27 protein-coding genes are annotated in these 25,878 nt (G+C 47.7%); 9 read left to right on the plus strand and 18 right to left on the minus strand.

The window, feature by feature from the left end; all coding sequences use genetic code 11:
- Window positions 1–81 precede the first annotated feature (81 nt).
- The 3 genes from LACSTY_RS12390 to LACSTY_RS12400 all read left to right on the plus strand — a co-directional run bounded on the left by LACSTY_RS12390 (window position 82) and on the right by LACSTY_RS12400 (window position 3,346).
- Window positions 82–1,452 (plus strand): L,D-transpeptidase family protein, encoded by a 1,371-nt coding sequence (locus tag LACSTY_RS12390; protein WP_075761421.1) that lies wholly within the window; start codon window positions 82–84, stop codon window positions 1,450–1,452.
- Between the two features lie 207 nt (window positions 1,453–1,659).
- Window positions 1,660–2,325 (plus strand): cyclic di-AMP binding protein CbpA, encoded by a 666-nt coding sequence (cbpA, locus tag LACSTY_RS12395; protein WP_010491258.1) that lies wholly within the window; start codon window positions 1,660–1,662, stop codon window positions 2,323–2,325.
- Window positions 2,326–2,647: 322 nt separating this feature from the next.
- Window positions 2,648–3,346 (plus strand): L,D-transpeptidase, encoded by a 699-nt coding sequence (locus tag LACSTY_RS12400; protein WP_087912844.1) that lies wholly within the window; start codon window positions 2,648–2,650, stop codon window positions 3,344–3,346.
- 69 nt (window positions 3,347–3,415) lie between these two features.
- On the opposite strand, the gene LACSTY_RS12405 is transcribed toward LACSTY_RS12400, so the two are convergent.
- The 7 genes from LACSTY_RS12405 to LACSTY_RS12435 all read right to left on the minus strand — a co-directional run bounded on the left by LACSTY_RS12405 (window position 3,416) and on the right by LACSTY_RS12435 (window position 10,275).
- Entirely contained in the window at window positions 3,416–3,799 is a 384-nt protein-coding gene (locus LACSTY_RS12405; RefSeq protein WP_005686631.1) for a type II toxin-antitoxin system PemK/MazF family toxin, read from the minus strand.
- Between the two features lie 18 nt (window positions 3,800–3,817).
- Window positions 3,818–4,066: an antitoxin gene (locus LACSTY_RS12410; RefSeq protein ID WP_010491246.1), complete on the minus strand. Its 249-nt coding sequence runs from the start codon at window positions 4,064–4,066 to the stop codon at window positions 3,818–3,820.
- A gap of 98 nt (window positions 4,067–4,164) precedes the next feature.
- A complete protein-coding gene (alr, locus tag LACSTY_RS12415; protein ID WP_087912845.1) occupies window positions 4,165–5,304 on the minus strand; it encodes an alanine racemase in 1,140 nt (379 codons plus the stop codon).
- Window positions 5,291–5,665 (minus strand): holo-ACP synthase, encoded by a 375-nt coding sequence (acpS, locus tag LACSTY_RS12420; RefSeq protein WP_010491243.1) that lies wholly within the window; start codon window positions 5,663–5,665, stop codon window positions 5,291–5,293. Before acpS ends, alr begins: the two co-directional genes overlap by 14 nt.
- Before the next feature lie 245 nt (window positions 5,666–5,910).
- A complete protein-coding gene (gene cshA, locus LACSTY_RS12425; protein WP_087912846.1) occupies window positions 5,911–7,422 on the minus strand; it encodes a degradosome RNA helicase CshA in 1,512 nt (503 codons plus the stop codon).
- Window positions 7,423–7,762: 340 nt separating this feature from the next.
- Entirely contained in the window at window positions 7,763–9,151 is a 1,389-nt protein-coding gene (locus LACSTY_RS12430) for a UDP-N-acetylmuramoyl-tripeptide--D-alanyl-D-alanine ligase (protein ID WP_087913299.1), read from the minus strand.
- Window positions 9,152–9,516: 365 nt separating this feature from the next.
- A complete protein-coding gene (locus LACSTY_RS12435; RefSeq protein WP_087912847.1) occupies window positions 9,517–10,275 on the minus strand; it encodes a hypothetical protein in 759 nt (252 codons plus the stop codon).
- A gap of 85 nt (window positions 10,276–10,360) precedes the next feature.
- Here LACSTY_RS12435 and LACSTY_RS12440 point away from each other — a divergent pair, with 85 nt between their 5' ends.
- Window positions 10,361–11,002, plus strand: coding sequence for an SMI1/KNR4 family protein (locus tag LACSTY_RS12440; RefSeq protein WP_087912848.1), 642 nt, complete (start codon window positions 10,361–10,363; stop codon window positions 11,000–11,002).
- Window position 11,003: 1 nt separating this feature from the next.
- Here the strand turns inward: LACSTY_RS12440 and LACSTY_RS12445 are convergent, their stop codons facing one another.
- Window positions 11,004–11,690: a DUF2238 domain-containing protein gene (locus LACSTY_RS12445; RefSeq protein WP_087912849.1), complete on the minus strand. Its 687-nt coding sequence runs from the start codon at window positions 11,688–11,690 to the stop codon at window positions 11,004–11,006.
- A gap of 95 nt (window positions 11,691–11,785) precedes the next feature.
- Between LACSTY_RS12445 and LACSTY_RS12450 the strand changes: the two genes are divergently transcribed.
- Window positions 11,786–12,214, plus strand: coding sequence for a hypothetical protein (locus LACSTY_RS12450; RefSeq protein ID WP_010491222.1), 429 nt, complete (start codon window positions 11,786–11,788; stop codon window positions 12,212–12,214).
- A gap of 353 nt (window positions 12,215–12,567) precedes the next feature.
- On the opposite strand, the gene LACSTY_RS12455 is transcribed toward LACSTY_RS12450, so the two are convergent.
- From LACSTY_RS12455 to LACSTY_RS12475, 5 genes are all read right to left on the minus strand, one after another.
- Window positions 12,568–12,819 carry a type B 50S ribosomal protein L31 gene (locus LACSTY_RS12455; RefSeq protein ID WP_025013790.1) on the minus strand — a complete coding sequence of 84 codons (252 nt, stop codon included), beginning with the start codon at window positions 12,817–12,819 and terminating at the stop codon, window positions 12,568–12,570.
- Window positions 12,820–12,915: 96 nt separating this feature from the next.
- Window positions 12,916–14,175 carry a UDP-N-acetylglucosamine 1-carboxyvinyltransferase gene (murA, locus tag LACSTY_RS12460; RefSeq protein ID WP_087912850.1) on the minus strand — a complete coding sequence of 420 codons (1,260 nt, stop codon included), beginning with the start codon at window positions 14,173–14,175 and terminating at the stop codon, window positions 12,916–12,918.
- A 461-nt stretch (window positions 14,176–14,636) separates the two neighbouring features.
- A complete protein-coding gene (gene pyrG / locus LACSTY_RS12465; RefSeq protein WP_087912852.1) occupies window positions 14,637–16,241 on the minus strand; it encodes a CTP synthase in 1,605 nt (534 codons plus the stop codon).
- Window positions 16,242–16,485: 244 nt separating this feature from the next.
- Window positions 16,486–17,160, minus strand: coding sequence for a DNA-directed RNA polymerase subunit delta (gene rpoE / locus LACSTY_RS12470; RefSeq protein WP_087912853.1), 675 nt, complete (start codon window positions 17,158–17,160; stop codon window positions 16,486–16,488).
- Window positions 17,161–17,211: 51 nt separating this feature from the next.
- Window positions 17,212–17,658: a YwiB family protein gene (locus LACSTY_RS12475; protein WP_010490984.1), complete on the minus strand. Its 447-nt coding sequence runs from the start codon at window positions 17,656–17,658 to the stop codon at window positions 17,212–17,214.
- Window positions 17,659–17,800: 142 nt separating this feature from the next.
- On the opposite strand from LACSTY_RS12475, the gene LACSTY_RS12480 reads away from it, so the two are divergent.
- Window positions 17,801–18,625: a lipoate--protein ligase family protein gene (locus LACSTY_RS12480; protein ID WP_087912854.1), complete on the plus strand. Its 825-nt coding sequence runs from the start codon at window positions 17,801–17,803 to the stop codon at window positions 18,623–18,625.
- Between the two features lie 128 nt (window positions 18,626–18,753).
- Window positions 18,754–20,106, plus strand: a complete 1,353-nt coding sequence (locus LACSTY_RS12485; protein ID WP_010490976.1) for an HD domain-containing protein — start codon at window positions 18,754–18,756, stop codon at window positions 20,104–20,106.
- A gap of 11 nt (window positions 20,107–20,117) precedes the next feature.
- Here the strand turns inward: LACSTY_RS12485 and LACSTY_RS12490 are convergent, their stop codons facing one another.
- Window positions 20,118–20,570 (minus strand): NUDIX hydrolase, encoded by a 453-nt coding sequence (locus tag LACSTY_RS12490; protein WP_010490975.1) that lies wholly within the window; start codon window positions 20,568–20,570, stop codon window positions 20,118–20,120.
- A 71-nt stretch (window positions 20,571–20,641) separates the two neighbouring features.
- On the opposite strand from LACSTY_RS12490, the gene LACSTY_RS12495 reads away from it, so the two are divergent.
- Entirely contained in the window at window positions 20,642–21,691 is a 1,050-nt protein-coding gene (locus LACSTY_RS12495; RefSeq protein WP_087912855.1) for a YdcF family protein, read from the plus strand.
- A gap of 90 nt (window positions 21,692–21,781) precedes the next feature.
- Window positions 21,782–22,162, plus strand: a complete 381-nt coding sequence (mscL, locus tag LACSTY_RS12500; protein WP_087912856.1) for a large-conductance mechanosensitive channel protein MscL — start codon at window positions 21,782–21,784, stop codon at window positions 22,160–22,162.
- Window positions 22,163–22,271: 109 nt separating this feature from the next.
- Here the strand turns inward: mscL and LACSTY_RS12505 are convergent, their stop codons facing one another.
- The 4 genes from LACSTY_RS12505 to LACSTY_RS12520 form a co-directional block, all read right to left on the minus strand.
- Entirely contained in the window at window positions 22,272–22,697 is a 426-nt protein-coding gene (locus tag LACSTY_RS12505) for a hypothetical protein (protein ID WP_087912857.1), read from the minus strand.
- 85 nt (window positions 22,698–22,782) lie between these two features.
- The gene (locus tag LACSTY_RS12510) at window positions 22,783–23,112 is read right to left on the minus strand and encodes an ASCH domain-containing protein (RefSeq protein WP_047107134.1); all 330 of its coding nucleotides are present in this window, start codon (window positions 23,110–23,112) and stop codon (window positions 22,783–22,785) included.
- 98 nt (window positions 23,113–23,210) lie between these two features.
- Entirely contained in the window at window positions 23,211–24,389 is a 1,179-nt protein-coding gene (locus LACSTY_RS12515) for a metal-dependent hydrolase family protein (RefSeq protein ID WP_087912858.1), read from the minus strand.
- A gap of 45 nt (window positions 24,390–24,434) precedes the next feature.
- Window positions 24,435–25,784, minus strand: a complete 1,350-nt coding sequence (locus tag LACSTY_RS12520) for a M20 family metallopeptidase (RefSeq protein ID WP_087912859.1) — start codon at window positions 25,782–25,784, stop codon at window positions 24,435–24,437.
- Between the last annotated feature and the right edge of the window lie 94 nt (window positions 25,785–25,878).

Consider the following 25,878-nt stretch of genomic DNA (forward strand, 5'->3'; position numbering starts at 1 on the left):
AATAGGCAAGAACAATGTCATTTTTTTGAGGAAGTGCTTGCTACGAAACAGGAACAATCAAGGAGCAGGAGGCAGCGATCAGTGAATAAGAATAAACGGTGGCTCCTCGTTGTCGGCGCGCTAGTCGTTCTTCTAGGCGGATTTTATATCGTCCGGAGCATGCACTACCGCGATCATTTTTTGCCTAACACGGAAATTCTCGGAATTGATGTGTCTGGTCAATCGGTTAATGCGGCCAATAAGAAGCTGGTACAACAGTTCAATGAGCGCCAATATACGTTTGTTGAAGGCAATAAAAAAGTCATGAAGGTCAAAGGCCGCGCCCTGGGCTTAAGCCAGGATTTCAAAAAGGGTCTCAATCAGGCACTGAATAAGCAAAATCCGTGGTTGTGGACCACTTCGATTTTTGCGGGTCAAAAGGCTCATGCTGATGAGGATCCTTCGATTAACAGTGTTGCCCTAAAACAGTTTGCGGACACCACTGCCAATAAACTGAACCAAGGACGCCAAGAACCGGTCAATGCCAAACTCGTTGCAGATGGCACCCAGTTCAAGATTCAAAAAGAAGTCAACGGTAATCAGATTGACGCTGATAAACTTGCTAAAACGGTGACGACCGCCTTGGATAATCATCGGCAAACCGTTAATTTAACGGATACGTACAAAAAGCCGACCGTTAAGGCGTCTGACAGTAGTCTGCAAACGACAGAACGGGATATGAATAAGCTTGCCGGAACCAAAGTATCCTTGCAGATTCAGTCCAAGACCGTCACAGTTCCTCAAGCAACCGTGATGAGCTGGGTTACCAACGACAACGGCAAGGCAACAGTCTCCAGTCAGGCCATTACCAATTATGTCTCGACGCTATCACAGCAGTACAGCACCATTAATAAGACCCGTCAGTTTAACTCGCAACAGCAAGGGACAGTTTCGGTTCCTGCTGGCACGTATGGCTGGAGCATTAATGTCACCTCGACCGCAGCGATGATTCTTGCCAGCGTCAAAGCTGGACAGGATCTTAACAAGGAAGTCGTCCACAGCGGTTCCGGTTACGCAACTGACGGCGATATCGGCAATACCTACGTTGAAGTTTCAAAAGAGAAACAACACGAATGGTTCATTAAAGATGGGAAGGTCGTCATGGATTCCGATATCGTAACCGGTAAGCCGAGCCAGGAAACCCCATCCGGTGTCTTCTATGTTTGGTCGAAGCAACGTAATGCAACGTTGCGCGGTAAAAATGATGACGGCAGCTCCTATGCCAGCCCGGTTTCTTACTGGATGCCAATCGATTACACGGGTGTCGGTCTTCACGACAGCCCGTGGCAACCTAAATACGGTGGCGATTGGTACAAGGAACACGGTTCCCACGGCTGTGTCAATAACCCGCCTGATTTCATGGCCAAGTTATATGCCGCAGTTGATGAAGGAACGCCGGTTATCGTTTATTAGTTTTCAGTCAGTAACATCTTAACCAACAAGAAATCGGCTCATAAGGCGAACCCGTCCCTCGAGCCGATTTTTTGTACCCAACTGTTAAGCAATATCCGGCGCTGACTTTTTACCCGGAAAGACCGTTACACCGTCAAAAAACTATGGTATCATAGGACAAGATTAGAACATTTTAATAAAGTGTGCACCTTTGATGGAGGAAAACGAATGTTAATTAAGTCGTTAGTATTAAAAAAGGAATTCCTGACCACTGTCAAGGAAACGGTCACCCTTGAAGAAGCATTGAAGATCCTTGAAGACTCCGGCTTTCGTTGTGTGCCGATCTTGGATGAAAGCGGCACGATCTTCCGCGGCAATATTTACAAGATGCATATCTATCGCCATAAGTCCCAAGGCGGCGATATGAGTCTGCCGGTTACTTATCTGCTGAAGAATGCAACCAAGACGATTCCGGTGAATGCCCCATTCTTCAAAGTCTTCTTCAACATCAAGGATCTGCCTTACATCGCGGTCTTGGACGAAAATGCCAACTTTTACGGGATTCTCACACATGCCAAATTGCTTGGGATGCTGTCTGAGGCTTGGAACGTTGACGTTGGCTCCTATGTTCTGACTGTGATGTCCACCGGCGAACGCGGCGACTTGGCAAAAATGAGCAAGATTTTGGCTAAGTATGTGTCCATTTCCGGTTGTATCACCTTGGATGCCAAACGCGACGAATTCGTCCGCCGCACCTTGTTCACCTTGCCTGCAGGGACCGATGAAAACACGTTAAATGAAATTGTCTCACGCCTGGAGAAAAAGAGTTTCCGCGTAGTTGAAATCGACGATCTGCAATCCGGACAGCCGATTCGGGTAGATGAAGAACTGTAATCTGATTTTAAAAAGCCCGGCAACGTTTTGACCACTGCCGAGCTTTTTTATATGGTGAGCGTGAACTGGCGCGGTCAGAAGCTGGAGCGTAAGTGGCCTTGAAGCCTAAATGGCTGGGCTTTGGCCATCTAGGCTTCAAGGCTCTTACACACGCAAGCTTCTGTGCCGGTGAACGCGTATGGCGCGCATTTCTCGCTGCTTAGATCGCCTATTAGCATTGGCGCCAATTCGGTTTACTGGTTTAAGCAGTGCAGATCCTTTATAATACGTTGGCATAAGTATCCAGGTCTAATGATCGTGACACGGGGGAGGAAAACCTCGCATGAAAACTCTGACGCATTTTTGGGATCGAATCGTCTTCACTATTCGTTTCCTTCGTAGCCATCATTTCAAACCTAAATTTCGCAAACAGCTGTTTTTCTTCGCTGTCTTGGTACCAGTATGTTTGGTGACCATCATCACCGGCCAACAAGTAGAAAAACCGGTTCCTGCTGCCACCATTTTTCGCACCGGAACAACACTCGCCAAGGTTAACCAGTCTTCACATCAGCCTACTAGCAAAGTTGCGCTCAACGTGACAAAGAAAATCGACTGGCAAGCTCCCTCCGAAAATCAGCCTTATCCTGACTTGACGCAACACCCTAATCTTTCCTTGGTTGTCAGTTTGAACAAGCAACGGGTATTTGTTAAAGATGGTGCTAAAACCCTTTACACCATGTATGCTTCAACTGGTATCGACGACTCGACACCGCATGGGCACTTTAAGATTCAGTCTGAACGCGGCTATGACTTTTTCAATCCTGAAGAACAAATGGGCGCGCATTATTACACGAGCTTTTACTTACACGGGACCTACTTATTCCACACCGTGCCGACTGACGTCAACGGTCAATATATTGAATCTGAAGCGGCAAAGTTGGGCCAGAAACCCGGTTCACATGGCTGTGTACGCCTCAGTATTCCGGATGCCAAGTGGATTTTCGAAACCGTCCCAACTGGTACGCCAGTTGTTGTCGAATAAACCAAAAGCCGCACCCATCTCAGTCAATTTATCACTGAGGTGGGTGCGGCTTTTTGCCAAAATATTGCGTTAATTTTTATTGTATGTTTTTGGTTTGGGCAAACTAACGAGCCCTACTGAAATTGCCAACGCACGATCAACGGCCGCCATTTTTGCGCTTGATAAAGCTGTCACGCGCGCCTGTAATCGCTGCTTATCGATGGTGCGAATCTGTTCTAGCAAAATCACCGAGTTACGTTCAACCCCATCTTGTTTTGCCCGTAAGCCAACATGAGTGGGCATCTTGGGTTTTTGGATCTTGGAGGTAATGGCCGCCACAATAACCGTAGGACTATAGTGGTTGCCAACGTTGTTTTGAATAATAAGTACAGGTCGATTGCCACCCTGTTCAGATCCGACAACCGGCGATAAATCGGCGAAGAATACATCTCCGCGTTTTACGGTTACATCCATGCTTTTGCCCCCCGTTGCTTATCGAATATGGGCGTATGCCTCACTTTCGCAGGCGGAGAAAGCATGACTGATCTCTGTATTGATCTGTCCCATGGCAACGTAGCCGGAAATCAGCTGGTTGATATCGGGTGCTTGTGACTGCAAAAATTTGGCCACTGCTGTCGTGATCACATCTTGAGTATCCGTGTCATTCAACTCACAATAGGCATCTAACCGCGCCTTAATAGCAGCATCAAACGTTACCGTTACTGACGTTTGCTTCTTCATGACAACTTCCTCCAACTTCCCAAGTTCATGTTGCTACTTTATCACAAAATCGATTCAGGAGCTACCGCACTTAGCCAATCATCTGAAAAACTGCCTTGTTATTTGCCGATCGGATTGATGCTTTGCCGTTTTAACCGCGGCGTCAAATTGCAGGCAATTTCGTAATGAATCGTGTCGCTATACTTGGCGACATCTAAGAGCGTGATTTCCTGATCGCCGCTTTGCCCGATTAAAACGACTTTGGTGCCTGCCGGATAGGCTTTTGGTAGACGAATCATGAACTGATCCATGCAAATTCGGCCAACAATCTCGCAGGCATGTCCATCAACCAACACATGGAACCCTTGCAGCCGCCGCAGCCATCCATCAGCATACCCAATTGGAACGGTACCGATAAACTCGTCACCTTTAGCGCGATAGGTGACACCATAGGAAATACCGTCACCGGCATGAACCTGCTTGCAGTAAGTCAATTCACTTTCCAGTGACAAGGCAGGTTCCAGCGGGAAAGGTGTTGTCGGAATCGCATCACCAGATGGGTTCAGGCCATAAATCGCCACACCATAGCGAATCATGTTGCCATTACATGCTGCATGCCACAGACTGGTCGCCGAGTTCGAGACGTGCACGTACCGGGGCCGGGTTGGCAATAAGTCCACCATATGGTTAAACTTGGCCACTTGCTGTTTGAAGTAAGCATCATCTGGATCGTCAGCTGTGGCAAAATGGGTGAAAATGCCCTCAACCATAAATTGCTTCGGATGCGCCTGAATGAACTTAAGGGCATCCAAAAGTGCCTGATCTTCCGTAAAGCCAATCCGCCCCATGCCGGTATCCAACGCAAGATGAATGCGTAAAGGCGGCAACTCCGGTTGGGCTTCCAACACCGGTAACGCCTGCTCGAGCCATTCGACACTGCTAATCGGTAACGAAATCGTTTGTGCCGCAGCAATCGCAGCGTGCTGGCTTGGCACAATGCCTAAAACCAGAATTGGCTCGACAAAATTCGCATCTCGTAAATCTAACGCTTCGTCAAGCAGCGCCACACAAAAGCCGCTTGCGCCAGCAGCCTTCGCAACCCGTGCTACCCGTAACATACCATGACCATAAGCATCGGCTTTGACAACGGCAAAAAGTTGGGTCTTCTTTTTTAACCGCGCCACCTCATGCTGGACATTATGCAAAATAGCTGTTTCATCAATCAAAACTGTTGCTGGTCGGAAGTTACCGATCGTCACGTTCAGGACCTTCTTTTTCTAAAATTACCTCGGTGAACACCAAAGTCTCACTATGGGAAATGGAAACAAATGCATTGCCGGCAAATGGGTGTTTCGTCAGAATCGGCTTGCCAAGTTCGTTATTCAGAATTTCAACATCCTGCAAAGCAACCTTGCCCAGTCCGGTACCGAAAGCCTTGGAATAAGATTCCTTCGCTGAAAATCGCCCGGAAAGATATTCCACGGCACGGCGGCCATCCAATTGTTGATAGTTTGCTAATTCCACGGGTGTCAAAATTTTTGCGGCGAATCCATGGTTCTTTTCCTGGGCGGCTTGAATTCGTCCTAAATCAGTCACATCAACCCCGATGCCATAAATCATACTTGGCCTCCAATACATTTGATAAAGTCATTTTAGCATGCTTTGATTAAAAATCGGCCATGTTCGGCAAATTGGCTGCCGCATCTATTTATTTAGCCGCAAATGATCTATCCCTCCGGCGTGCATGTTGCCATGAAGAAAACCAACTTTCTTTCCATTAAAAAAGCACCGAGACGATATCAGCCCCGGTGCCTGTTTTATTTTAACCGTCAATTTTCGTGTTAGGAACTTTGACTCGTGAAAGCTTATTCGCCTGAACGAATTTTGAAGTTACGTTTGACATTCTTACGCTTGTCGCCGAAGTTGCGCTTCTTGTCATAGCTGCGCCGGCCGTCACGGTTGCCTTGATAGCCGCCTTCGCGCCGCTTACCTTTGTAGCCGCCTTTATAACCGCCGCCACGATTGTTTCCGTGGCCGTGATTGTTGCGACCGCGATGTGGCAGTGGCCGTTCTGGTGTAATTTTGACCGGAACCGCACTGGCATCATCCGGGCTGACTGCTTTGAGGTAGGCAGAAACCAATTGTAGAGGGGTGTAGTTTTCCAAAAGCGTTTCCGCCATGGCTTCATACTTTTCAGTGTCGTTGGCTTCGACTTGTTCTTTGATCGTGGATAAGCCGCTGGAAATCTGGCCCATCAACGCTTCTTCAGCGGTTGGCGGCTTCATCGGCAACATCCGCTTCTTCGTCAAGTCTTCGATCGTGTGCAGGTATTCAATTTCATTTGGTGTGACAAATGTTACCGAAACCCCTTTGTGTCCCGCACGACCGGTCCGACCGATACGGTGCACATATGAATCAGGATCTTGCGGAATGTCATAGTTATAAACATGCGTCACGCCAGAAATGTCCAACCCACGGGCCGCAACATCCGTCGCCACCAAAAAGTCCAATTGGCCGCTCTTGAATTGGCGCAACACGCTCATACGCTTTTGCTGCGTCAAATCGCCATGAATCCCTTCAGCCCGATAACCACGTGCCTTCAAGCCGCGGGTTAATTCGTCAACGCGGCGTTTGGTCCGGCCAAAAATCAATGCCAGATCAGGATCCTGAACGTCGAACAAGCGCGTCATCACATCGAACTTTTCATAGTCCTTTGCGCGAACATAGTATTGTTCAACGGTGTCAGCAGTCAGTTCCTTGGCCTTAATCTTAACAACAACCGGGCTCTTCATGAACTTGTTGGTCAAGCGCATGATCGCTGCCGGCATGGTGGCAGAAAACAGCAACGTCTGACGTTCTGTTGGCATCTGTTCAACAATCTTTTCAATGTCGTCAATAAAGCCCATGTCGAGCATTTCGTCGGCTTCATCCAATACCAAGGTATCAAGATGTTCCAGTTTCAAGGTGTGACGCCCGATATGATCAAGAATCCGCCCTGGGGTTCCGACCACAATTTGTGGGTGGTCAGCAAGCTGACGGATCTGGCGGCGAATATCAGCACCACCATAAACTGCTTGCACCTTGATCTTCTTGTCGCGACCTAAACGATAAAGTTCTTCTTGGGTCTGAATCGCCAATTCCCGGGTTGGGGAAATGACCAGTGCTTGGATACTCCGGTCAGCTTTATCGATGTGTTGCAGAATCGGCAAGCCAAATGCTGCCGTTTTCCCGGTACCGGTCTGTGCTTGACCGATCACATCTTTGCCTTCCAGAACCAGTGGGATCGTCTCTGCTTGAATCGGGGTCGCTTCTTCAAAACCTGACTGTGCGATTGCCTTTAAGAGATCATGATCCAAACCTAGTTCTTTAAACTTCAAATGAGTTCCTCCTTGAGAATTCCTGCACGCGTTTACCCAAGCGTGTTTTCAAGGAATCCGCGGGCATCACGTGCATTTTCAGTAAATGACAAAAAAACATATCTCAACAACAATAGCACGTTCACAATTGAAAAACAAGAACAAGTGTCATTGCAGGATGGTGGCGGTCATGAGCTTACAATCTCCGGCCAAATGCCGGGGTATCGCGATGATAGCGCTTCGAGACTAAGGTGCGACTGCTTATTTCATGAAAATTTACAAGATAATAAAAGACGAACATCTTAGCTGGTGTTCGCCTCAATCCAATGCAATTAAATTTTCTTTTAAAAAAGGACCGGTTCTAAGCGTGACCCCCAGCGATCAGCGCGGCCAAAACCGTTTCCAGATGCAAGCCGTGACTTGCCTTTAACAGCACCATATCATCATGGCCGACGTCATTTTGCAAATCGCGAATCATCTGGTCTTTGTCTGACAGCGGGTAATAATGCAGGTTATCGGGTGAATACTTGTCGGCCAAAGCATCGGCCAGTGCGTGCATCTCCGACCCATATAGATAGACAACTTGTACTTCATGAGGATCAAGGGCATCGGCCAAACCTGCATGCAGCGCCTGGCTTTGGTCGCCAAGTTCCAGCATGTCGCCTAACACTGCGATATGCCGGCCGGTTGCCGTAAATTCACTAAAGTCGCGGATCACAGCCCGCATTGCCGTTGGATTGGCGTTATAAACATCACTGAGAATTTGTTCGCCGGCATCACCGATCAGCCACTGCGTCCGATTGGCAGTCACCTGAAAATGCGCGAGTGCCTTTTGCATGACCTCGGGCTTCACATGAAATTGCCGACCGACAAGCAGCGCGGCCAACGCATTCACTACGTTATACTCACCCATAATCGGAATCGAGAAAGTCAGATCCGGCCACTGTTCTACCGTAAACTCGGTATGATTGCGATGGCCGTTAATAGAATGCGCAAACAAGGTGTTTTCCGGATGTAAACCAAATGTTTCCTGCTTTTGGGTAACTTTTTTGGCGCGTTCCACAAGTAATGGCTCATCACCGTTGTAGATAAAAGTACCGTCTTCTTTTAAGCCATCGATGATTTCCATTTTAGCATCAGCGATTTTAGCGCGGGTTTTAAAGAACTCGATATGCGCTTCGCCAATCATAGTGATGACCGCAACATCCGGTTCGGCTAAGGAGGACAGCGCGTGCAACTGTCCCGGATGATCCATGCCCATCTCAAGGACCAGCACTTCGGTATTGGGTTCCATACTCAAAATCGTCATCGGTACGCCAATTTCGTTATTATAATTGTCTGGCGTTTTCACAACATGATATTGCGTCGCCAAAATCGCTGCGGTCATATCTTTGGTCGTTGTTTTCCCATTGCTGCCGGTAATGGCAACGACCTTGGGATTGACCTTCATCAACAAGTAATATTGGGCCAGCTGTTGCATGGCCGTCAGCGGATCCGGAACAACCAAGGCGGCCAATTTAGTTTTGATCGGTGCATGATCCGCCGCAACAAAAGTCGCCACCGCCCCCGCAGCAGCGGCAGCCGGAATAAACTCGTGACCGTCACGTTCACCTTGTAAGGGAACAAATAACATCCCTGGCTTCAATCGACGCGAATCAAAGGTTAGTCCGGTAACCACGCGCGAACCATCCGCCTCAGAAAGCGGCTGGGCTTTAACGACACGCGCAATCTCTGCCAATGTCATTTTCATCATTAACTCGACTCCAATTCTTAAACGTAGAGCGTGAGCTGACGCGCTTAGGAGTCGGAGTGTAAGTGGCCTTGAACGTGATGGCCCGGGCCTAGGCCATTGCGATCAAGGTCCTTACACGCAGACTCCTGCGCCAGCGAACGCGTTTCAACAAGAGCGTGAGCTGGGCCGGTTAGAAACCGGAGCATAAGTGGCCTTAGGCGTAATGGCCCGACTTTGACCATTGCGACCAAGGTCCTTATGTGCAGGTCTCTGGCCCAGCGAACGCGTTTCAACATGCAGAAAAAAGGCCACATCAACCTTTTTCCAGTCAAACATATTCATTATAAGCAGGAAACTGCCCTTTTGCAGGCAGTTTCTTAAAGTTACGCTTTTTTGGCAGTTTCAGTCGGCACCATCTGCCACTGATTTTTCTGGCGCATCAAGACCAATTTACCAAGCTTCCGAACGGCATTGTCAGGAAACGCGCTATCCGGAATAAACCGATTGCTTGGCTCCAGTAACGGAATCCTGATTTGTTCACGGGAAAACCGCACATTGCGAAAATCAAAAAGCACCCCATCCTCCATTAATGGGAACAGCTGGGTATAGGCTTCATCTGACAAAGGTGAAAAGTGTTGTTGCCGCAACCGTAACCAAAATGGCTGCTCGTTGGCAATGCGTCGCAAATATTTGTTAATTGCTGCGGCCAAAAAGGCTTCGAACAACGCCTCATGCCGCAAATACATGTTCACCATGCCATTACGCAACGGCAAGTAAACCAATTCATTTTGTAGTTTATAATAAAAAGGTGAACTGAGATGCGTTTTGACATGCCCTAAGTATAGCAGTTCTGCAATCTCGTTAGGGGTCAGTTCCTGCAAAAAACGCGGACGGGCATAATCTAACCAGCAACGAGTCTGACCCTCTTTACTTCGCAGAAACTCACGCACTTGATCCCGTCCGTTAATAATATTAAACCAAGTATGTGGATCAATCTGTTCCTGTTCGTTAACCGGTGGCAATAACAGCAAATGACTTGGGATTTTTTGCTGACTGTTCAGCAAATCACTTGCCGAAATACCATAAGTCAAAAATAAATGTGCCAACGGTTCATGATGAACATAAATCATTGCGTTTCGCATGATTAAAACCCCTTATAACTCCCACAACCATTATACGACTTTCAGCGGCAATCTTGACCCTTCAATCAAAAAAGGAGTTCTGCACATGTTACCCTGGCCAAACAAGATCCCACAACCTAATTTACCAACAATTCCACATACTGACCTCATACCTTCGACTTATTTTTCCACGATTAAAACCGGTTGCCTGCCAAAAAGATGGTGGTTGCCAACTTCGGAACCAACCAGTGATGGCCTGGACGGTGTTGGTATTCACGCCTTCGCAACACCGGGAGCCACCATCACTGCAGACGATCTACCAGCAGACTTTTTGTCTTTCGCTCATACCGGTCATCAATACTTCGGCTTTGATCTGAGTCATGACCCGCGACGGATTCGTTACATTGATACCGAAGTCGACCAATGGCTCACCGTTGCACCAGATTTTGATACGTTTCTCAACCAGTTGCAGCCACATCCGGTTCGTCTACCTGAACTACCTGTCGATCCGCAAGTCTTTGGCCACATGGCGGTCATTGCTACCGCCGATGACTGGCCGGCTTTATTCGACCATGCGCGGACGTTCATGACCGGCGCGGAAATCGGCCCGTGGCTCATTTGGCTGGCAACTTCGGCTGACTTAGCCAAACGTCAGGCCGCCGCCGAAGAATATCATTTTCTCAGCCGTTATCAGCCACACTTTCTGACGCCGAATACAACAATCGAATTGCGAAAATTGTTGTCCTGAGTTATTTCCCCTCATTTCGCGTGCCGCGATCTTCAGGTTGGAATGTAAACGTATCTAACCACCGCAAGTCGCGTTTAATCCCAAAATACCCAAACAAAGCCAAGCCTAGCGAGCCAAAGAAGTCCATGAACAAATCGCCCATGGTATCCATCAACGCGGCCCGACCGCGCAGCAACACCCCGCTTGCCGCCATGTACCGTTGCATATTCATGCCCAGCAAGCCGTCAAACGTAAATTCATAAAATTCCCACAATACGCCGATGGTTGTACCAAATGCGAGCGCAAATAACGCCATTAACAAAGGACTCGTCGTCGCTAACCGTTTTGCGGGCGTTAACGCTGCAAAAATGGCAAAGCCCAACCCAGCTAACATAGCCGCACTGAAGAGATGCTCGAACTTGTCCCAATATGGCACGCTGTAGCACTGCAACCCCGTGCCTAACAAAACGCTCAACAAAATAAAAATTTCAAATAAGTAAATCAAGAGTGGCGGAAACCGGAAATGCCACCAGTGTTCCATTAACCTAGGCAGACTGACAATTAAGATCCCTGACGCAACTTGCGCCAGCAACATTGCCTGTCCATGGAATAATGGCCGCCCACTTATGAAAAGCCCGCCGACAATCAGCAGGTACAGCAAGTCGCCACCAATATTTAACCAATATAAAAAATTCGATCGTTTAGTCATGACGTTTCCTCTTTTCCTCAAGGGTTCTAGGCATCGATGCAATTATTATATTTTTGTAAGCGCTTGGTGTAGACTCAGTTTTAGGAGGTGGTCCCATGCCAATCAAAACGTTGCCTGAAGATCAACTGGTCGCCATGAGTCAGACCGTCGTCAAAGAAGTCGCCAAAGCGTTTGCCTTCCCTTATTATGTCAATGATTTAACGCATGACGCAAATTTTGACACCGATCACACTGCAACCAAGCTCGAATTCGAACTCACGCTGCTAAATGATCCCGACCCTGATCGCACGATTAGTTTTTACAGTGATGCGGATGCTGACCCGATTATGGGTGGTGCCGCATCGGCGCAAGTCGTTGTAGCAGCCGGCATCACATTTATTTATCTGAATGACGGATATAAAGATTCTTATCTCATTATTATTCACGATGGCAAAGTCGTTCAAAACCTCAAGCTAGAACAACAAATTCTATCAGGCCCTGAAGTCGAGGACTTGATCGAGCACGTCATCCCTAACGCCAAATAAGTCTAAGAATAAAAATCGAAAGCGGCCAAGTCTGGCTGCTTTTTATTATTGCTTACTAATATTGGCGGACTGAGGCATCGCTGGGCACAATACCAGACATCGGGTTGCGCCATTTTCCCCAATAAAAAAACCACCATAACGGTGGAAAAGTTTGGGGGAACTTTTTTGGGAGTGTAAGTTAATGTGTAAGCCTAAGGCAGAAATACCTCCGCCTCATTGACATCAGTATAACAACTTCTTAACGACTCCGTGATTCCATTTTCGACAAGTTATCCCTTTAATTAATAAATCGACTTATATTATTATAAGTTATGGCTAACAAAAAAGCAGCCCAAGCGGACTGCTTTTTGTTATTATTTCTTATCCAAGCCGTATTTCTTGTTGAAGCGATCAACCCGCCCATCGGCCTGCGTGAACTTCTGCTTGCCGGTGTAGAACGGATGAGAATCAGACGAAATTTCTACCCGAACCAACGGGTATTCTTTGCCGTCTTCCCACTTGATGGTTTCTTTGGAAGTTTTGGTGGAACCGGAAATAAATTTAAAACCAGTTGCTGAATCCATGAAAACAACTGGATGATAATCTGGATGGATGCCTTGCTTCATAATCAATTACTCCTTTTGCCCTAAATCATTGCCTGATCTAGAGATACTATGACTACAACTCTAATAGTCTATCACGCGCAACCTATAAACGCAATCTCAATCAACCAATTCGACATCAGCGCCTAAACCGCGCAGTTTCATCACGACTCGATCATAGCCACGCAAGATATTATCGACTTTGGTGATCGTCGTTGTCCCTTCAGCCATCAACCCGGCAATCATGAGACAGGCGCCGGCGCGAATTTCCTCAGCCGCGACCTCGGTTCCTTGCAGATGATCGCAATGATGCAGGATGATCACATCATTTTCAATCGTAATGTCCGCGCCCATCCGCAATAATTCCGGTATATGGCGGACACGCTTAGGGTAAATTGTATCAATGATGAGTCCTTCACCATGAGCTTTTAACATCAACGGTGTAATTGGCTGTTGCAAGTCGGTCGCAAATCCCGGGTACGGCATCGTTTTAATTTGGACCATTTTTAAATCGCCTGACGGATAGACAAAAATACTGTCCTCACCGACGTCCATGACGACGCCCATTTCTTCCAATTTAGCCAAAAAGGCGTCTAAATGTTCCGAAATAATGTTCTTAACTTTAACGCCTTCGCCAACCGCTGCGGCCATGGCCAAATAAGTACCGGCTTCAATGCGATCAGGGATGATGGTGTGCGAGTTGTGTGCTTCAAGCGTCGGCACGCCGCTAATCCGGATCACATCCGTACCGGCACCCCGCACCTTGGCGCCCATATTATTTAAGTAAGTCGCTAAGTCGATGATTTCCGGCTCTTTAGCAGCATTTTCGATCACCGTGCGGCCTTTCGCCGTCACTGCCGCCAAAATCACGTTAATGGTGGCGCCAACCGAGACCATATCCAAGAAAATCCGGGCACCGTGTAAACCTTCAGCAGGTGCTTTAATCGCCATTGCACCATGTTCATTACTCACGGAAGCGCCTAACGCTTCAAACCCCTTAATATGTTGATCAATCGGCCGCGGACCGATATCATCGCCGCCGGGCAACCCAACAATGGCTTTCCCAAACCGCCCTAATAACGCCCCCATGAAGTAATAGGAAGCGCGCAGACTTTTAATTTTACCGTTCGGCAACGGTACATCGTGAATTTCTGTTGGATCAATCGTCAAAACATTTTCGGTAAAATCAGATTTGACGTTCATATCATCCAAAATGGCCATCAAATTATAGACATCCTGGATGTGCGGCACTGAATCGAGTGTCACCGGGGTGCGCGACAAAATTGCAGCCGGAATTAAAGCAACCGTGCTGTTCTTCGCACCGCCGATCACAACTTCACCGGACAATTTCTTTCCGCCGTGGATCAGCATTTTTTCCATTTGACTTAAATCCTCGCTTAAGGTCGTTCATTTCAAGTAGGCTGAAGCTGACCTGCATCTTTTGCTTCAAATATAAAACGCGATTTCTGGTAGGCAAGCCCATGACTCATCCGCCATGCACTCAATATACAAGTTTAATGAATCCCAGAGGAAAAAACAAGGAGTAAAAAGATGAGAGCATGAGCAGGAGCGCTTAGGAATCGGAGTGTAAGTGGCCCCAAGCCTAAATGGCCGGTCTTTGGCCATTTAGGCTTGGGGTCCTTACACGTAGATTCCTGCAACTGCGAACGCGTTTTGAAGACGCTGCGGAGAATGTTAGTGACTCTACGTGACAGCCAGGGTCTTTGATCATTTAGGCTTGAGGCCCTTACACGCAGACTTCTGCGCTAGGCTTTGACCAAGCCATCGCAACAAAAAAGCCGCCCCAAAGCATCCCGCTTCAAGGCAGCAATGATCAACGATTAATTTTTAAAATCGCCAGCCGATTGGATAAAGGCCTTAAACAAGCCTTCAGGTTTATTCGGACGTGACTGGAATTCCGGGTGATACTGGGAAGCAACAAAGAATTTATTCTTCGGATATTCGATGATTTCCATCAAACGGTCATCAGGGCTAACACCGGAAAATACCAAACCTTTGTCTTCCATCGGCTTGCGATACTTGGTGTTGAACTCATAACGATGACGATGACGCTTCTGGATTTCATGAACATTGTCGTACGCCTTGGCTGCAACAGAGCCAGGCTTCAACACACATGGATATAGGCCAAGCCGCAACGTCCCACCGAGGTTCTTCACGCCAACCTGGTCGCGCATCAAGTCAATGACCGGATCCTTGACATCAGGATGGGTTTCAGTCGTGCCGGCATCTTTAAGTCCCAAAACATTCCGGGCAAATTCGATTGATGCCATCTGCATGCCAAGGCAAATGCCCAAGAATGGAATATCATTTTCGCGTGCGTAACGAATGGCTGCGATTTTGCCTTCTAAGCCACGATCGCCGAAGCCGCCGGGAACCAAGATACCATCAAAGCCTTGCAGCAGACTTTCGACGTTATCATCATTGACATCTTCTGCTTGGAACATTTCCAAATCAATATCGGAATCCCAGTAGTACCCGGCGTGTTTGAGCGCTTCCGCAACAGAAATATAGGCATCCTTTAGGGCGACATATTTACCGACCAACGCAATTTTAGTGTGGTGGGTCAAATGCTGAACCTTATGCTCAAGTTTCATCCACTCGGTCATATCCGCGGCAGGAACATCAAAGCCAAAATGATCAACGACAATCTGATCCATTTTTTGCGCCTGCAATGCTAACGGCACAGAGTAAAGCGTTTTGGCGTCACGCGATTCAATCACGGCATTTTCCGGCACATCGGTAAACAACGCGATTTTCTTCTTCATGTCTTCCGTGATCGGCTTTTCGGTCCGAACAACGAGCATGTTCGGCTGGATGCCAATGCTACGCAATTCTTTGACACTGTGCTGGGTCGGCTTGGTCTTCATTTCGTCGGCTGCCCGCAGATAAGGCACCAAACTGGCATGAATGTAGAAAACATTATCCGAGCCAACATCCCGCTTCATCTGCCGAATCGCTTCAAGGAACGGCAAGGATTCGATGTCCCCAACCGTTCCGCCAATTTCCGTGATGATCACATCGGAATCACTGTGTTTGGCAGCACGCATGATCTTCTCTTTAATCATGTTGGTGATGTGGGGGATTACCTGAACGGTTGCGCCAAGGTATTCGCCGCGACGTTCACGTTGCAAGACTTCAGAATAAATTTTCCCGGTTGTGACATTGCTGTACTTATTCAGATTAATATCGATAAACCGTTCATAATGGCCAAGGTCGAGGTCAGTCTCGGCACCATCATCGGTGACGAACACTTCACCATGCTGATAAGGATTCATGGTGCCTGGGTCAACATTGATGTACGGATCGAATTTTTGAATCGTGATCTTCAAGCCACGATTCTTCAACAAACGACCTAGGGATGCAGCAACGATCCCCTTACCTAATGACGATACGACCCCACCGGTAACAAAAATATACTTGGTCATAGCCAATCTCCTTTTTTAATAATCGGGAAAAAACAAAAACAAGCTCCCTATTCATACGAACAGGGAGCTTGAACCGTATTGGCTTTACACTTTTGTAAAGCGCCCAAAACGTATATTAACCAATTGTAAGGGGCTCGTCAAGTATTAAAGTGAATTGAGTAAAATCAAGATTGGTGCGATCGATCTATAACGCGCTCACCGAACCAAAAAAGCCGCGCCTTTTTAAAGGGCACGGCCTAAACGACTAGTGCTTATCGCTGTCACTGTCGTCATCATCACTATCATCGTCATCGCTGTCATCATCACCGGAGAAGTCAGCCGTGATGTCGTCGTTATCGTCATCATCGTCGCTGTCATTGTCTCCGAACTCGGCTAGCTGGCCTTCAATGCCATCTGGCAACCCGTCGTCAGGGTCGTCGTCGCTGTCATCGTCAGTTGCGGCAGCTTTGCCGATCTTATCATGAAAACCGGTATGATCATCGTCGTCAAAATCATCGTCATCGTTATCGGCGTCGAGATCTTCATCTTCGGGATCATCGTCGTTGTAATCAATGACATCATCGTCATCGGCTACGTCAGCCAAGAAGGCATTAACCTTCTTGCGCTTCTTGCGACGTGGTACTTCTTCTTCATCTTCCGGATGGTTAACTTCTTCATCGACGGAATCGTATGGATACCAAGCGCGCAGGCCCCAAACGTTATCGCCTAAAGAAATGAAACTGCCATCCACGTTCAGATCCGTGTAGAATTGCGGCAAACGTTCACGAATTTCTTCGTCACTCTTACCGAGATAAGTCTGGATCTCGTTGGCCAGATCAACGAACGCCATGGTATCCCCTTTTTCTTCGAGGATCTCATGGGCTACTTCGATCATTGATAATTCTGATTTATCGGCATTGGCAAATGCTTTGAGTTTCAACCGATACACGCCCTTTCCAAGTCTTTACAGTCTGTTTCTTATAGTACACGCTCATGCCTTGAATTGCAATCTTAACCGATAATTTCCCAGATGTTGGTGATTTGCGAACAACTCATACTCAACGTAAATCTCGCCTGCTACCGGATCGGTTGTCATGCGGGCATCAATACGCGGGGTGACTGTCTCCACCGGAATAATGCCGTATGGTGTTCGATAGCGCGTCAAAACCCGCTTTTCGTTGGCAAAGAAAAGCTTCAATTGCGTATCGCCATTGCTGCTGCCGCGCGACAGCTGAATGTCGCCGTCATCGCGCAGTTTCATGGTCACTGGCATACTGGTTCCAGCATCTTCATCGACTTCTTGATATCGAATATAAAGTGCGTTGCCCATTTGAACCAACGTCCCGGGTTCATCAAAAACATGTGTCTCAGTGTCATCACCTTGTGTGACAAACGTCTCAAGGTGAATTTGAATCGGCACTCCTTGTGAAAGATCCATAATGTCAATCCTTTCTATAACGTATTGTACGCTCACGGGTCAACTCGGTCGAGTTTAAGCAGGGAAAATGTCTTTGTGACTGACGTGCCCTGCCACCTTCGTTATAATATAGGTAATCTACTATTAAGAAAGAGGGCGCACGATGGACCTGACGTCGCTGGCTGGACAACAAGCCGCCATTTTCCAACAGGATTTCACCAAAGAAGAAGCTCCGCTCAGCTTTGCCCATACCAATGCCCTGTTAGCACATCCTGAGTTGCACCCACCGCTAATGCTGCATTTTTGGACAGCCGAGCAAACCGTGATCCTTGGAATGCAGGATTTAAAATTACCGCAATTCGGGCACGGCTTGCCAGTCCTCGCCAGTGATCATTACGGCGTCTTTGTTCGTAATTCCGGCGGTTTGGCAGTGATTGCCGATAGCGGCGTCTTGAATGTCTCACTTTTTTTACCTAATGAAGACAATCTGTCCATCGACACTGCCTACGATATGATGACCGCTCTTTTTCGAACAGCGTTCCCGAGCCTGCCCATTGCCACCAGCGAAATTATTCATTCGTATTGTCCTGGCAAATACGACCTCAGTGTTCACGGGCGAAAGTTTGCCGGGATGGCCCAGCGACGCAATCATGCTGGTGTCGTCGTCATGCTGTATTGCAGCATCTTCGGTGATCAAAATGCCCGGTGCGACTTATTACGCCGCTTCTATCGGGCAGGACATGCCAGCGCCAGTCCGCACTTCAAGTTTCCAATTATTCGTTCTGAAACCATGACCACGCTCAGCGATTTGCTGGGTCGTCCGCTGACCCGCAACGAAGCCATTTTAGCACTGTTAAATGCTCTGGCTGCTAATGGCATTGCCGCAGATATGAACTCGATGCCGGCAATTTTACGCGATCCTGCCTACCACAAGGCACTCGCTGCGGCCACTGCGGATCTGCGCAATCGCAATCGTCATTTATCATAACGCGCTCCCCGGCGCAGAAGTACCTTGGTCGCAATGGCCTAAACCCGGGCCATCACGCCCAAGGCCACTTACACTTCGACTTCCAACCGCGCCGGCTCACGCTCACTTAAGGAAAATGGGGGAACACCATGCAATTTGAAAAATTACCGCGCGAAAAAGTCTTTCGCGATCCGGTTCATAATTATATTCACGTGCAGCATCGCGTGATTCTTGATTTGATCAATACGCCGGAGTTTCAGCGTTTGCGCCGGATTAAGCAGTTAGGCGTTTCGGACTATGTATTCCAAGGGGCCGAGCATACCCGGTTTGCGCATTCGTTAGGGGTTTATGAAATTGCCCGTGAAATGTGCGACAATTTTGTCACAAATTACCCTAGCAAAACGCCGGGAGACGGCCTTTGGGATGATCGGGAGCGCCCCGTTGTTCTGTGTGCCGCACTGCTGCACGATATTGGCCATGGCGCCTATTCCCACACTTTTGAGCATATCTTCAATACTGATCACGAAGCCATTACCCGCGCCATTCTTACGGATCCGCATACCAATGTCAACCGCATTCTACGCAGTGTGAGTTCTGATTTTCCGGAACGGGTAGCTTCCGTCATCAACCATACTTATCCAAATCCGCAAGTTGTTCAGATGATTTCCAGTCAAATCGATGCCGACCGGATGGATTATCTGTTACATGATGCTTACTATACCGGAACTAAATATGGATTGTTCGATTTGTCTCGCATTTTGCGGGTTATGCGGCCTTACTCAGATGGCATTGCGTATGAAGCCAACGGGATGCATGCGGTTGAAGACTATGTTGTCAGTCGCTTTCAAATGTATCAGCAAGTGTATTTTCACCCAGTATCACGCGGGATGGAAGTTATCTTGTCCCATCTGCTGAAACGCGCCAAGTTTCTTTATGAGTCTGGCCAGTTCGAACCGGGTTTTTCGCCACGATTATTAGTGCCATTCTTTGAACAGTCATTTACCTTAAGCGATTATCTCAAGTTGGATGACGGCGTGCTCAATACCTACTTTACTTACTGGCTCGATTATCCGGACAGCATTCTGAGTGACTTTGCCGATCGCTTTCTGAACCGGCGGCCGCTTAAGTCAGTCACCTTCACCGATCAAACAGCTGAACTGCTGCCGAAACTGCGCCATCTGGTGACAGAAGCCGGCTTTGATGCCCAATACTACACGGCGGAAAATGACAGCTTCGATTTACCATACGATCAATACGATCCTGCCTCTGCCAATCCGAAGACCCAAATCGAAATCATGCAAAAAGACGGCACCCTCGAGGAGTTGTCGACTTTATCCCCGTTGGTGGCGGCGCTTAGTGGTCGGGCTACCGGTGATAAACGATTCTATTTTCCAAAAGAAATGCTTGCCACCGAGGACAGCAATCTTTTTTCATCGATTTATGAAAAGTTCCAGCATTACCTACTAAATGGCGGCGTTATTGACCCCCACTTGCACGACTAGTCTTTTCGCCTTCAGCGTTTGGGCTGTTGTGCCAACCACTTGGCAACGGCCCAGCGATGCGTCGGACGCTTGAGTTCTGCCAGTGCCAGATCGATGGGCATCAGCATCAACGTATTGAACGTTTCCAAGGGATCCTGGACAAATGCCAGCTCGTCACAGGCAAAAAAGGTTGCCGGATGGTAATACGCGGTTTGCCGATGGTGGGAATAAAAATATTCCGACGACTTGCCCAGTTCTTTGGTCACGTGAACCGTTGCACCAAATTCCTCAAGCAACTCGCGCGCCAAAGTTGCTTCAGGCGTTTCGCCTTTTTCAACCCCGCCACCCGGTAAAAACAACGCATGGTTCGGGGCTTGTAAAATCAGCAATCGTGCACCGCTGTGGTCCGGAATCACGCCATACGCGCCAATTCGGGTGTGATAATCTAACTTAGGATCTTTTCGACCAAACACTGGATCAATCATATGGCATCCCTCCGCTTTTGATCACATTATACCCTAATCAATTTCTAACCTCTACACAAGGAGTCCTTTCGATGACTGTTCAGGAAACATTATTTGTTTTTTCAATCCCTATCGTGCTGGGTATCATCTTCGCCATCAGCTTTACGGTTGAGCCGCGCCGCCTGATTAATGGCTGGTTGTTCAATCTGTTTGCTGTTGCCTTCTTATTCGCACTGGCATTAGCCATTTTAGGGTCAAGTAATCTTCTGTTGATTTCGGTTACGGGTACCCTCTTCATCATCACAGTGTTGATCGTCATTCTCATATTCACCTTACACTTGTTCTGGCTGTTGTGGAACGCCATCTTGGTTTGGCGGCGTGAAGGCCATTCATTGAGCAACATGCTGACGCTTTACATCGCCATCGGATTACTTTTGCTGGAAATCGCCGCCTCATTCGGACGCCGTTTTATTCCGGAGCCAATCTACATCACTTTAGCTGTTTTCTTCAGCTTCGGCGGTCTGTATGTCTTATTGACACTTTATAACTTCCTCACGGTACTAGTCTTGTACAACCTCCGCCCCCAGCCGCACAATCGCACGTTTCTCATCGTGCTCGGTGCCGGCTTGCTCCATGGCGACCAGGTTTCGCCATTGCTCGCCAGCCGCATCGACACCGCCATCAAGTTTTATCATAAGCAGATTAAAAAAGGCCGCCCGGCGCCGCGAATTATTTTTTCCGGCGGCAAGGGTGGCGACGAAACGATTTCCGAGGCATTGGCCATGCAGCGCTACGCTTTGGGAAAAGGTATTCCTGAAAAAGATACCTTGCTAGAGGACAAGTCAACGACGACGCTGGAAAACATGACTTTTTCCAAGCGTTTGATTACGCAGGAAATCGGGGAAGCACCGTATAAGGCTAGCTTCTTTACCAACAATTACCACCTTTTCCGCGCCGGTATTTACGCGCGCATGGCGGGCATTGATGCCAATGGTGTTGGCGGTAACACCTCCTTTTACTTTCTGCCTAATGCGGTTATCCGCGAATATCTTGCCTTAGTGGTGCTGTACAAACGGCGGCATGCCATTGCGTTTGGCATTATTGTGCTCATGGCACTTGCCCAGCTGCTGAGGGCATGGTAACCACTGCGAGCCATTCACGTGCAGAAAGGCGGGTCATTTCGATATACTGAACTTGACCGTAACATGTTTCAAACCATAGGAGTGTGAGCGATGTTAAAAGAATTCCAGAAATTCATCATGCGCGGTAACGTCTTGGATCTTGCTGTCGGGGTTATCATCGGGAGTGCTTTTACCGGCTTAGTTAAGTCCTTAACAAAGAATCTGATCAACCCGATTCTGTCCATGTTTGCCGGCAAAACCGATTTGAGCGGTTTGTCCTTCACGCTGTTAGGTGCCAAGTTTACATACGGCAATTTTCTGAACGATGTGATCAACTTTTTGATCATTGCGTTTGTCGTCTTCTTAATCGTGCGCAGCGTCAATCGCTTTCTCCCGGCCAAGCCGGTAAAACCCGCCGGCTCCACACAAACAGAATTGCTTGAAGAAATTCGCGATCTCTTGAAGGACCAGGATGCTAAGGCTAAAAATTAACGGTTGATCATATGAACATCCGTTAGCGGAACAAAAACCGGATCAGGTGAGTTGCAAAGCTCACTTGATCCGGTTTTTTGGTCTTCGCTATTATTCTGCAAAAAGTGTCTCAATTGAGTCGCCGCCAAACGTACTTTAACCATTTGCTGAGCAGCGCTCCGATCCAAATCACCGGGGCAGTCAAAACAAGAAATAACTGAAAAGTAAATCTAACGATGACTGCGCCGACACGATCCATACCGCCGCTTTCTAGTATTGATGCCATGACAGGCGTGGTACTGTAAATGAAATTCTGATAGACATTCATATCCTTTTTCATTTCTGCGACGTAATCTTTGGTGGATCGACCAGTAGCTGCCAGACGTTGCGCATTACGTTCGATTTTATCGAGAAAATTCGGTGCTGCGCCCAACCAGCTTACTAATAAATAAACGTCGCCGAGTGTCAATCCGAAATTAAGTCCACTCGTTTTTTTCAAGTGGAAAAATAGCGTTAATAAGGCATATGCCGCAAATAATCTGATCCGTTTTTGCATAGGCAACAATCCTATCTCTGACACCAAGGCTGCACAGGTCCATATTTTTGCTATTAGCATACGCCAAAAGACATCATCATGCTGCTCATTCCAAGTGGATCGCTAAAACACCATGTTCGGCTTCCTGCTGTTTCGAATAAATCCGGTAAGTATCACTAACCATCTTAGCCACCGAATCAGTTGGGGCGCTGCCTACGACGATTCCTTGATAATGATCATACAACTGCACGAAACTGGCGAATTTTTCAAGTTTAGCAACCTGTTTGCTTAATCGCTGTTGTGTCGTCAAATCTTCAAATACAATCGGGTCGCCCACCCGTAACTGTTGGCGTTTTTGGTCATTCAATCTGATTTCGATAGTTTTACTACCTTCTCGTACCAGCTCAAATTGTTCATGCGTGAGCCCCATTTTCATATCCCCAGTGCTCCTTAATTTTAAAAAATGGTCGCACGCCATTACGCGTACGCCCACCTTTTGAATTCAGACAATAGTGTTCACTTAACGGCTTACAATTAATACTGCCGCTTACCACCTTGGTAAACCTGCTTATCCTTTTGTTGGAAAGCCTTCACATCGGCCATTGGATCGTTTTCCAAGACCAAGAAGTCCGCGAACTTCCCCTTTTCAAGGGTACCATATTGGTCGTCAACGCCCATCAACTTGGTGCCATTAACCGACGTCGAAAAGGCTTCAAACGGTGTCATCCCTTGCTCAACCATTAATTGCAGTTCAACCGGCGCCATAGTGAAGTCATTGAATGGCGTGCCGGCATCAGTACCTAATGTCAACGGTACCCCACGATGAAAGGCATGCATGATGTTCTTGTACAGGTCATCTAACGCATCCGCAGCTTTTTTGACTTCCCAGTCCGGAATCTTACCCTTGGCAAATGTTGGAATTGCCCAGTCGGCCACGAGCGTTGGGGTTAAGTATGTGCCTTGCTTCAACATGAGATCGATTTCTTCATCATTTACATAAAAACCATGTTCGACTGAATCAACCCCCGCCTGAATGGCATTCATAATGCCGGGATTGCCTTCAGCATGCGCCGCAACAATCTGACCTTTATGATGCGCCTCTTCAACCGCAACATGCATTTCTGCCACACTCAGCTGCGGATCATCCATAAAGTCGTTAGGTGTCATAACCCCGCCAGTCGCAATCACCTTAATAGCTTTAGCACCTTTTTTCAATGCGGTCCGAACGGCTTTGCGCATCTCATCCGGTGAATCAACAACATAGGCAGCATTAGGCATATCCCCATGACCACCTGTCATTGAAAAGAATTTACCGGATGGCATGATTTGCGGCACCTGTTTTAGTTGACCCTGGTCTTTCAATGCCTTTAACGCAATATCGATATCAAAGCTGCTGCCGCATTCACGGACGTAAGTAACACCGGATTTTAATAGCCGATGCAAATGGTCAACTGCGCCAACTGTTGAAGCAACGACACCACGACTGGTGCCGCCATCGCCGGTTAAAGGATCCATCGTGATATGTGTATGGACATTGGTTAATCCGGGCGTCACGTATTGACCACCGAGATCTACCGTTTTGTTTGCCGAAGGAGCCTGTCCACTCCCTACTTCAGCAACTTTACCAGTGTCATCAACCGTGAACCAGGCATCTTTAAGAATTTTTTCTGAAGTGCCAGTAAATAAAGAACAATTTGTAAAAGTTGTTGCCATCATAAAACCTCCATTCGTTAATTCTGATTGTCCAACGTACTTGGACTATTGTGCCTTTGGCTGTGCATACGCCCGTAAAAGTTGGATTAAGTAAGCCACGCCTTGTTGATAATCATGTAACCGAATGTTTTCGTTGGGCGCATGTGGTCCTGATCCGGCGTAATTCACCCCAATTAAAATAACCGGTAAATGCAACGCATCAACAAAAAATTTAGCCGGACCACCGCCAGGCATCATCGGGACGAAGCGGACCTTTCCGGCACCATAAACCCGTTCGGCGACACTTTTCGCCAGTTGCAAATGCGGGTCATTGAGATCGGAGTGGAACGCATCTTCACCAAGGTTATAGTGCAAACGCACATCGGAAAAACCATTTTTATCCAACTGAGCCTGAATGAGCTGGGCAATCTTCTTGGGATCCTGCCCTGGCAATAACCGACAATCAAGCTTGGCCTTGGCTTCCTTCGGGATAATGGTTTTAACCCCTTCACCTTCATAGCCGGCGGAAAGGCCATTAATCGTGATGGTTGGTGCCGTGACAATAGCACGCTTGGGATCATCACTTGTAAACGGGCGTTTGAGGCCATATGTTTTTTTAATCTTGTCACCATCAAAATCCATATCGGCGATCGCTTTCTCTGAGGCTTCATCTAACGGCTCGATGCCGTCATAAAAGCCGTCAACAAGAACGCGGTGCTGATCATCTGTTAACGATGACAAGGCACGAACCAAGCGCCAAGCTGCGTTATCAATATAGGCAGCTAGTGAAGAATGAATGTCGGCATCAGCCGTTTTGACGTGAAGATCAAATGAAACAATCCCTTTAAGGCCAGCAATAACCTGAAAATGATCGGCTTCATTCTTGCCGCCGGTTTCCCAGATGCATGCATCCGCCGTCAACCGGTCGCGATGAGCCTTGACGTAATCCCCAACGTGCGGGCTGCCGACTTCTTCGCCACCTTCGATGAAGAACTTAATATTCACCGGAAATCCACCATGATCTTTCATCCAGCGTAGCGCCGTGAGCCGATACATCAGCTCGCCTTTATCATCAGCCACGCCACGAGCAATGAGCTTGCCGTCCACGACAGTCGGTTCAAACGGCTCGGTCCGCCATTCTGCCAATGGTTCCGGCGGCTGAACGTCGTAGTGATTGTAAAACAGGACGGTTTGATCGGAGTTTCCTTTAAGTTCGGCAAAGACGACTGGATTACCACCTTGGTCAGTCCACTCCTCAACCGTGTCGGCATTTAAATCCTTAAATGCCTGCTTCACCCAATCGACTGTTTTGCGGATGCCTTTGTTTTGGGCTGAAATCGTTGGAATTCGTAAATAGTCCTCCAACGATGGCAAATAAGATAACGCAAATTCTTCGATCGATTTTTGTTCGTTCATCAAGCCGCCTCCTTATGATGTTATTAATTTTCAATATAGTTCTCATTCATAAAGACGTCAACATCGTTTTATAATTTTAATCACATTTAAAAAA

This window comes from Lacticaseibacillus styriensis (assembly GCF_030770295.1).
GTDB lineage: Bacteria > Bacillota > Bacilli > Lactobacillales > Lactobacillaceae > Lacticaseibacillus > Lacticaseibacillus casei.

Bases quoted from the DNA above. Each gene is read 5' to 3' on its own strand.
- LACSTY_RS12435 (WP_087912847.1), bottom strand. From the start codon at position 10,275: ATGCGAAACGCAATGATTTATGTTCATCATGAACCGTTGGCACATTTA.
- LACSTY_RS12505 (WP_087912857.1), bottom strand. From the start codon at position 22,697: ATGCAAAAACGGATCAGATTATTTGCGGCATATGCCTTATTAACGCTA.
- LACSTY_RS12490 (WP_010490975.1), bottom strand. From the start codon at position 20,570: ATGATTGATCCAGTGTTTGGTCGAAAAGATCCTAAGTTAGATTATCAC.
- murA (WP_087912850.1), bottom strand. From the start codon at position 14,175: ATGGAAAAAATGCTGATCCACGGCGGAAAGAAATTGTCCGGTGAAGTT.
- cbpA (WP_010491258.1), top strand. From the start codon at position 1,660: ATGTTAATTAAGTCGTTAGTATTAAAAAAGGAATTCCTGACCACTGTC.
- LACSTY_RS12480 (WP_087912854.1), top strand. From the start codon at position 17,801: ATGGACCTGACGTCGCTGGCTGGACAACAAGCCGCCATTTTCCAACAG.
- mscL (WP_087912856.1), top strand. From the start codon at position 21,782: ATGTTAAAAGAATTCCAGAAATTCATCATGCGCGGTAACGTCTTGGAT.
- LACSTY_RS12515 (WP_087912858.1), bottom strand. From the start codon at position 24,389: ATGGCAACAACTTTTACAAATTGTTCTTTATTTACTGGCACTTCAGAA.
- LACSTY_RS12485 (WP_010490976.1), top strand. From the start codon at position 18,754: ATGCAATTTGAAAAATTACCGCGCGAAAAAGTCTTTCGCGATCCGGTT.
- LACSTY_RS12405 (WP_005686631.1), bottom strand. From the start codon at position 3,799: ATGGATGTAACCGTAAAACGCGGAGATGTATTCTTCGCCGATTTATCG.
- LACSTY_RS12475 (WP_010490984.1), bottom strand. From the start codon at position 17,658: ATGGATCTTTCACAAGGAGTGCCGATTCAAATTCACCTTGAGACGTTT.
- LACSTY_RS12510 (WP_047107134.1), bottom strand. From the start codon at position 23,112: ATGAAAATGGGGCTCACGCATGAACAATTTGAGCTGGTACGAGAAGGT.
- LACSTY_RS12450 (WP_010491222.1), top strand. From the start codon at position 11,786: ATGCCAATCAAAACGTTGCCTGAAGATCAACTGGTCGCCATGAGTCAG.
- LACSTY_RS12520 (WP_087912859.1), bottom strand. From the start codon at position 25,784: ATGAACGAACAAAAATCGATCGAAGAATTTGCGTTATCTTATTTGCCA.
- LACSTY_RS12440 (WP_087912848.1), top strand. From the start codon at position 10,361: ATGTTACCCTGGCCAAACAAGATCCCACAACCTAATTTACCAACAATT.
- LACSTY_RS12430 (WP_087913299.1), bottom strand. From the start codon at position 9,151: ATGAAAATGACATTGGCAGAGATTGCGCGTGTCGTTAAAGCCCAGCCG.
- pyrG (WP_087912852.1), bottom strand. From the start codon at position 16,241: ATGACCAAGTATATTTTTGTTACCGGTGGGGTCGTATCGTCATTAGGT.
- LACSTY_RS12445 (WP_087912849.1), bottom strand. From the start codon at position 11,690: ATGACTAAACGATCGAATTTTTTATATTGGTTAAATATTGGTGGCGAC.
- LACSTY_RS12495 (WP_087912855.1), top strand. From the start codon at position 20,642: ATGACTGTTCAGGAAACATTATTTGTTTTTTCAATCCCTATCGTGCTG.
- acpS (WP_010491243.1), bottom strand. From the start codon at position 5,665: ATGATTTATGGCATCGGGGTTGATGTGACTGATTTAGGACGAATTCAA.
- LACSTY_RS12400 (WP_087912844.1), top strand. From the start codon at position 2,648: ATGAAAACTCTGACGCATTTTTGGGATCGAATCGTCTTCACTATTCGT.
- LACSTY_RS12410 (WP_010491246.1), bottom strand. From the start codon at position 4,066: ATGAAGAAGCAAACGTCAGTAACGGTAACGTTTGATGCTGCTATTAAG.
- LACSTY_RS12455 (WP_025013790.1), bottom strand. From the start codon at position 12,819: ATGAAGCAAGGCATCCATCCAGATTATCATCCAGTTGTTTTCATGGAT.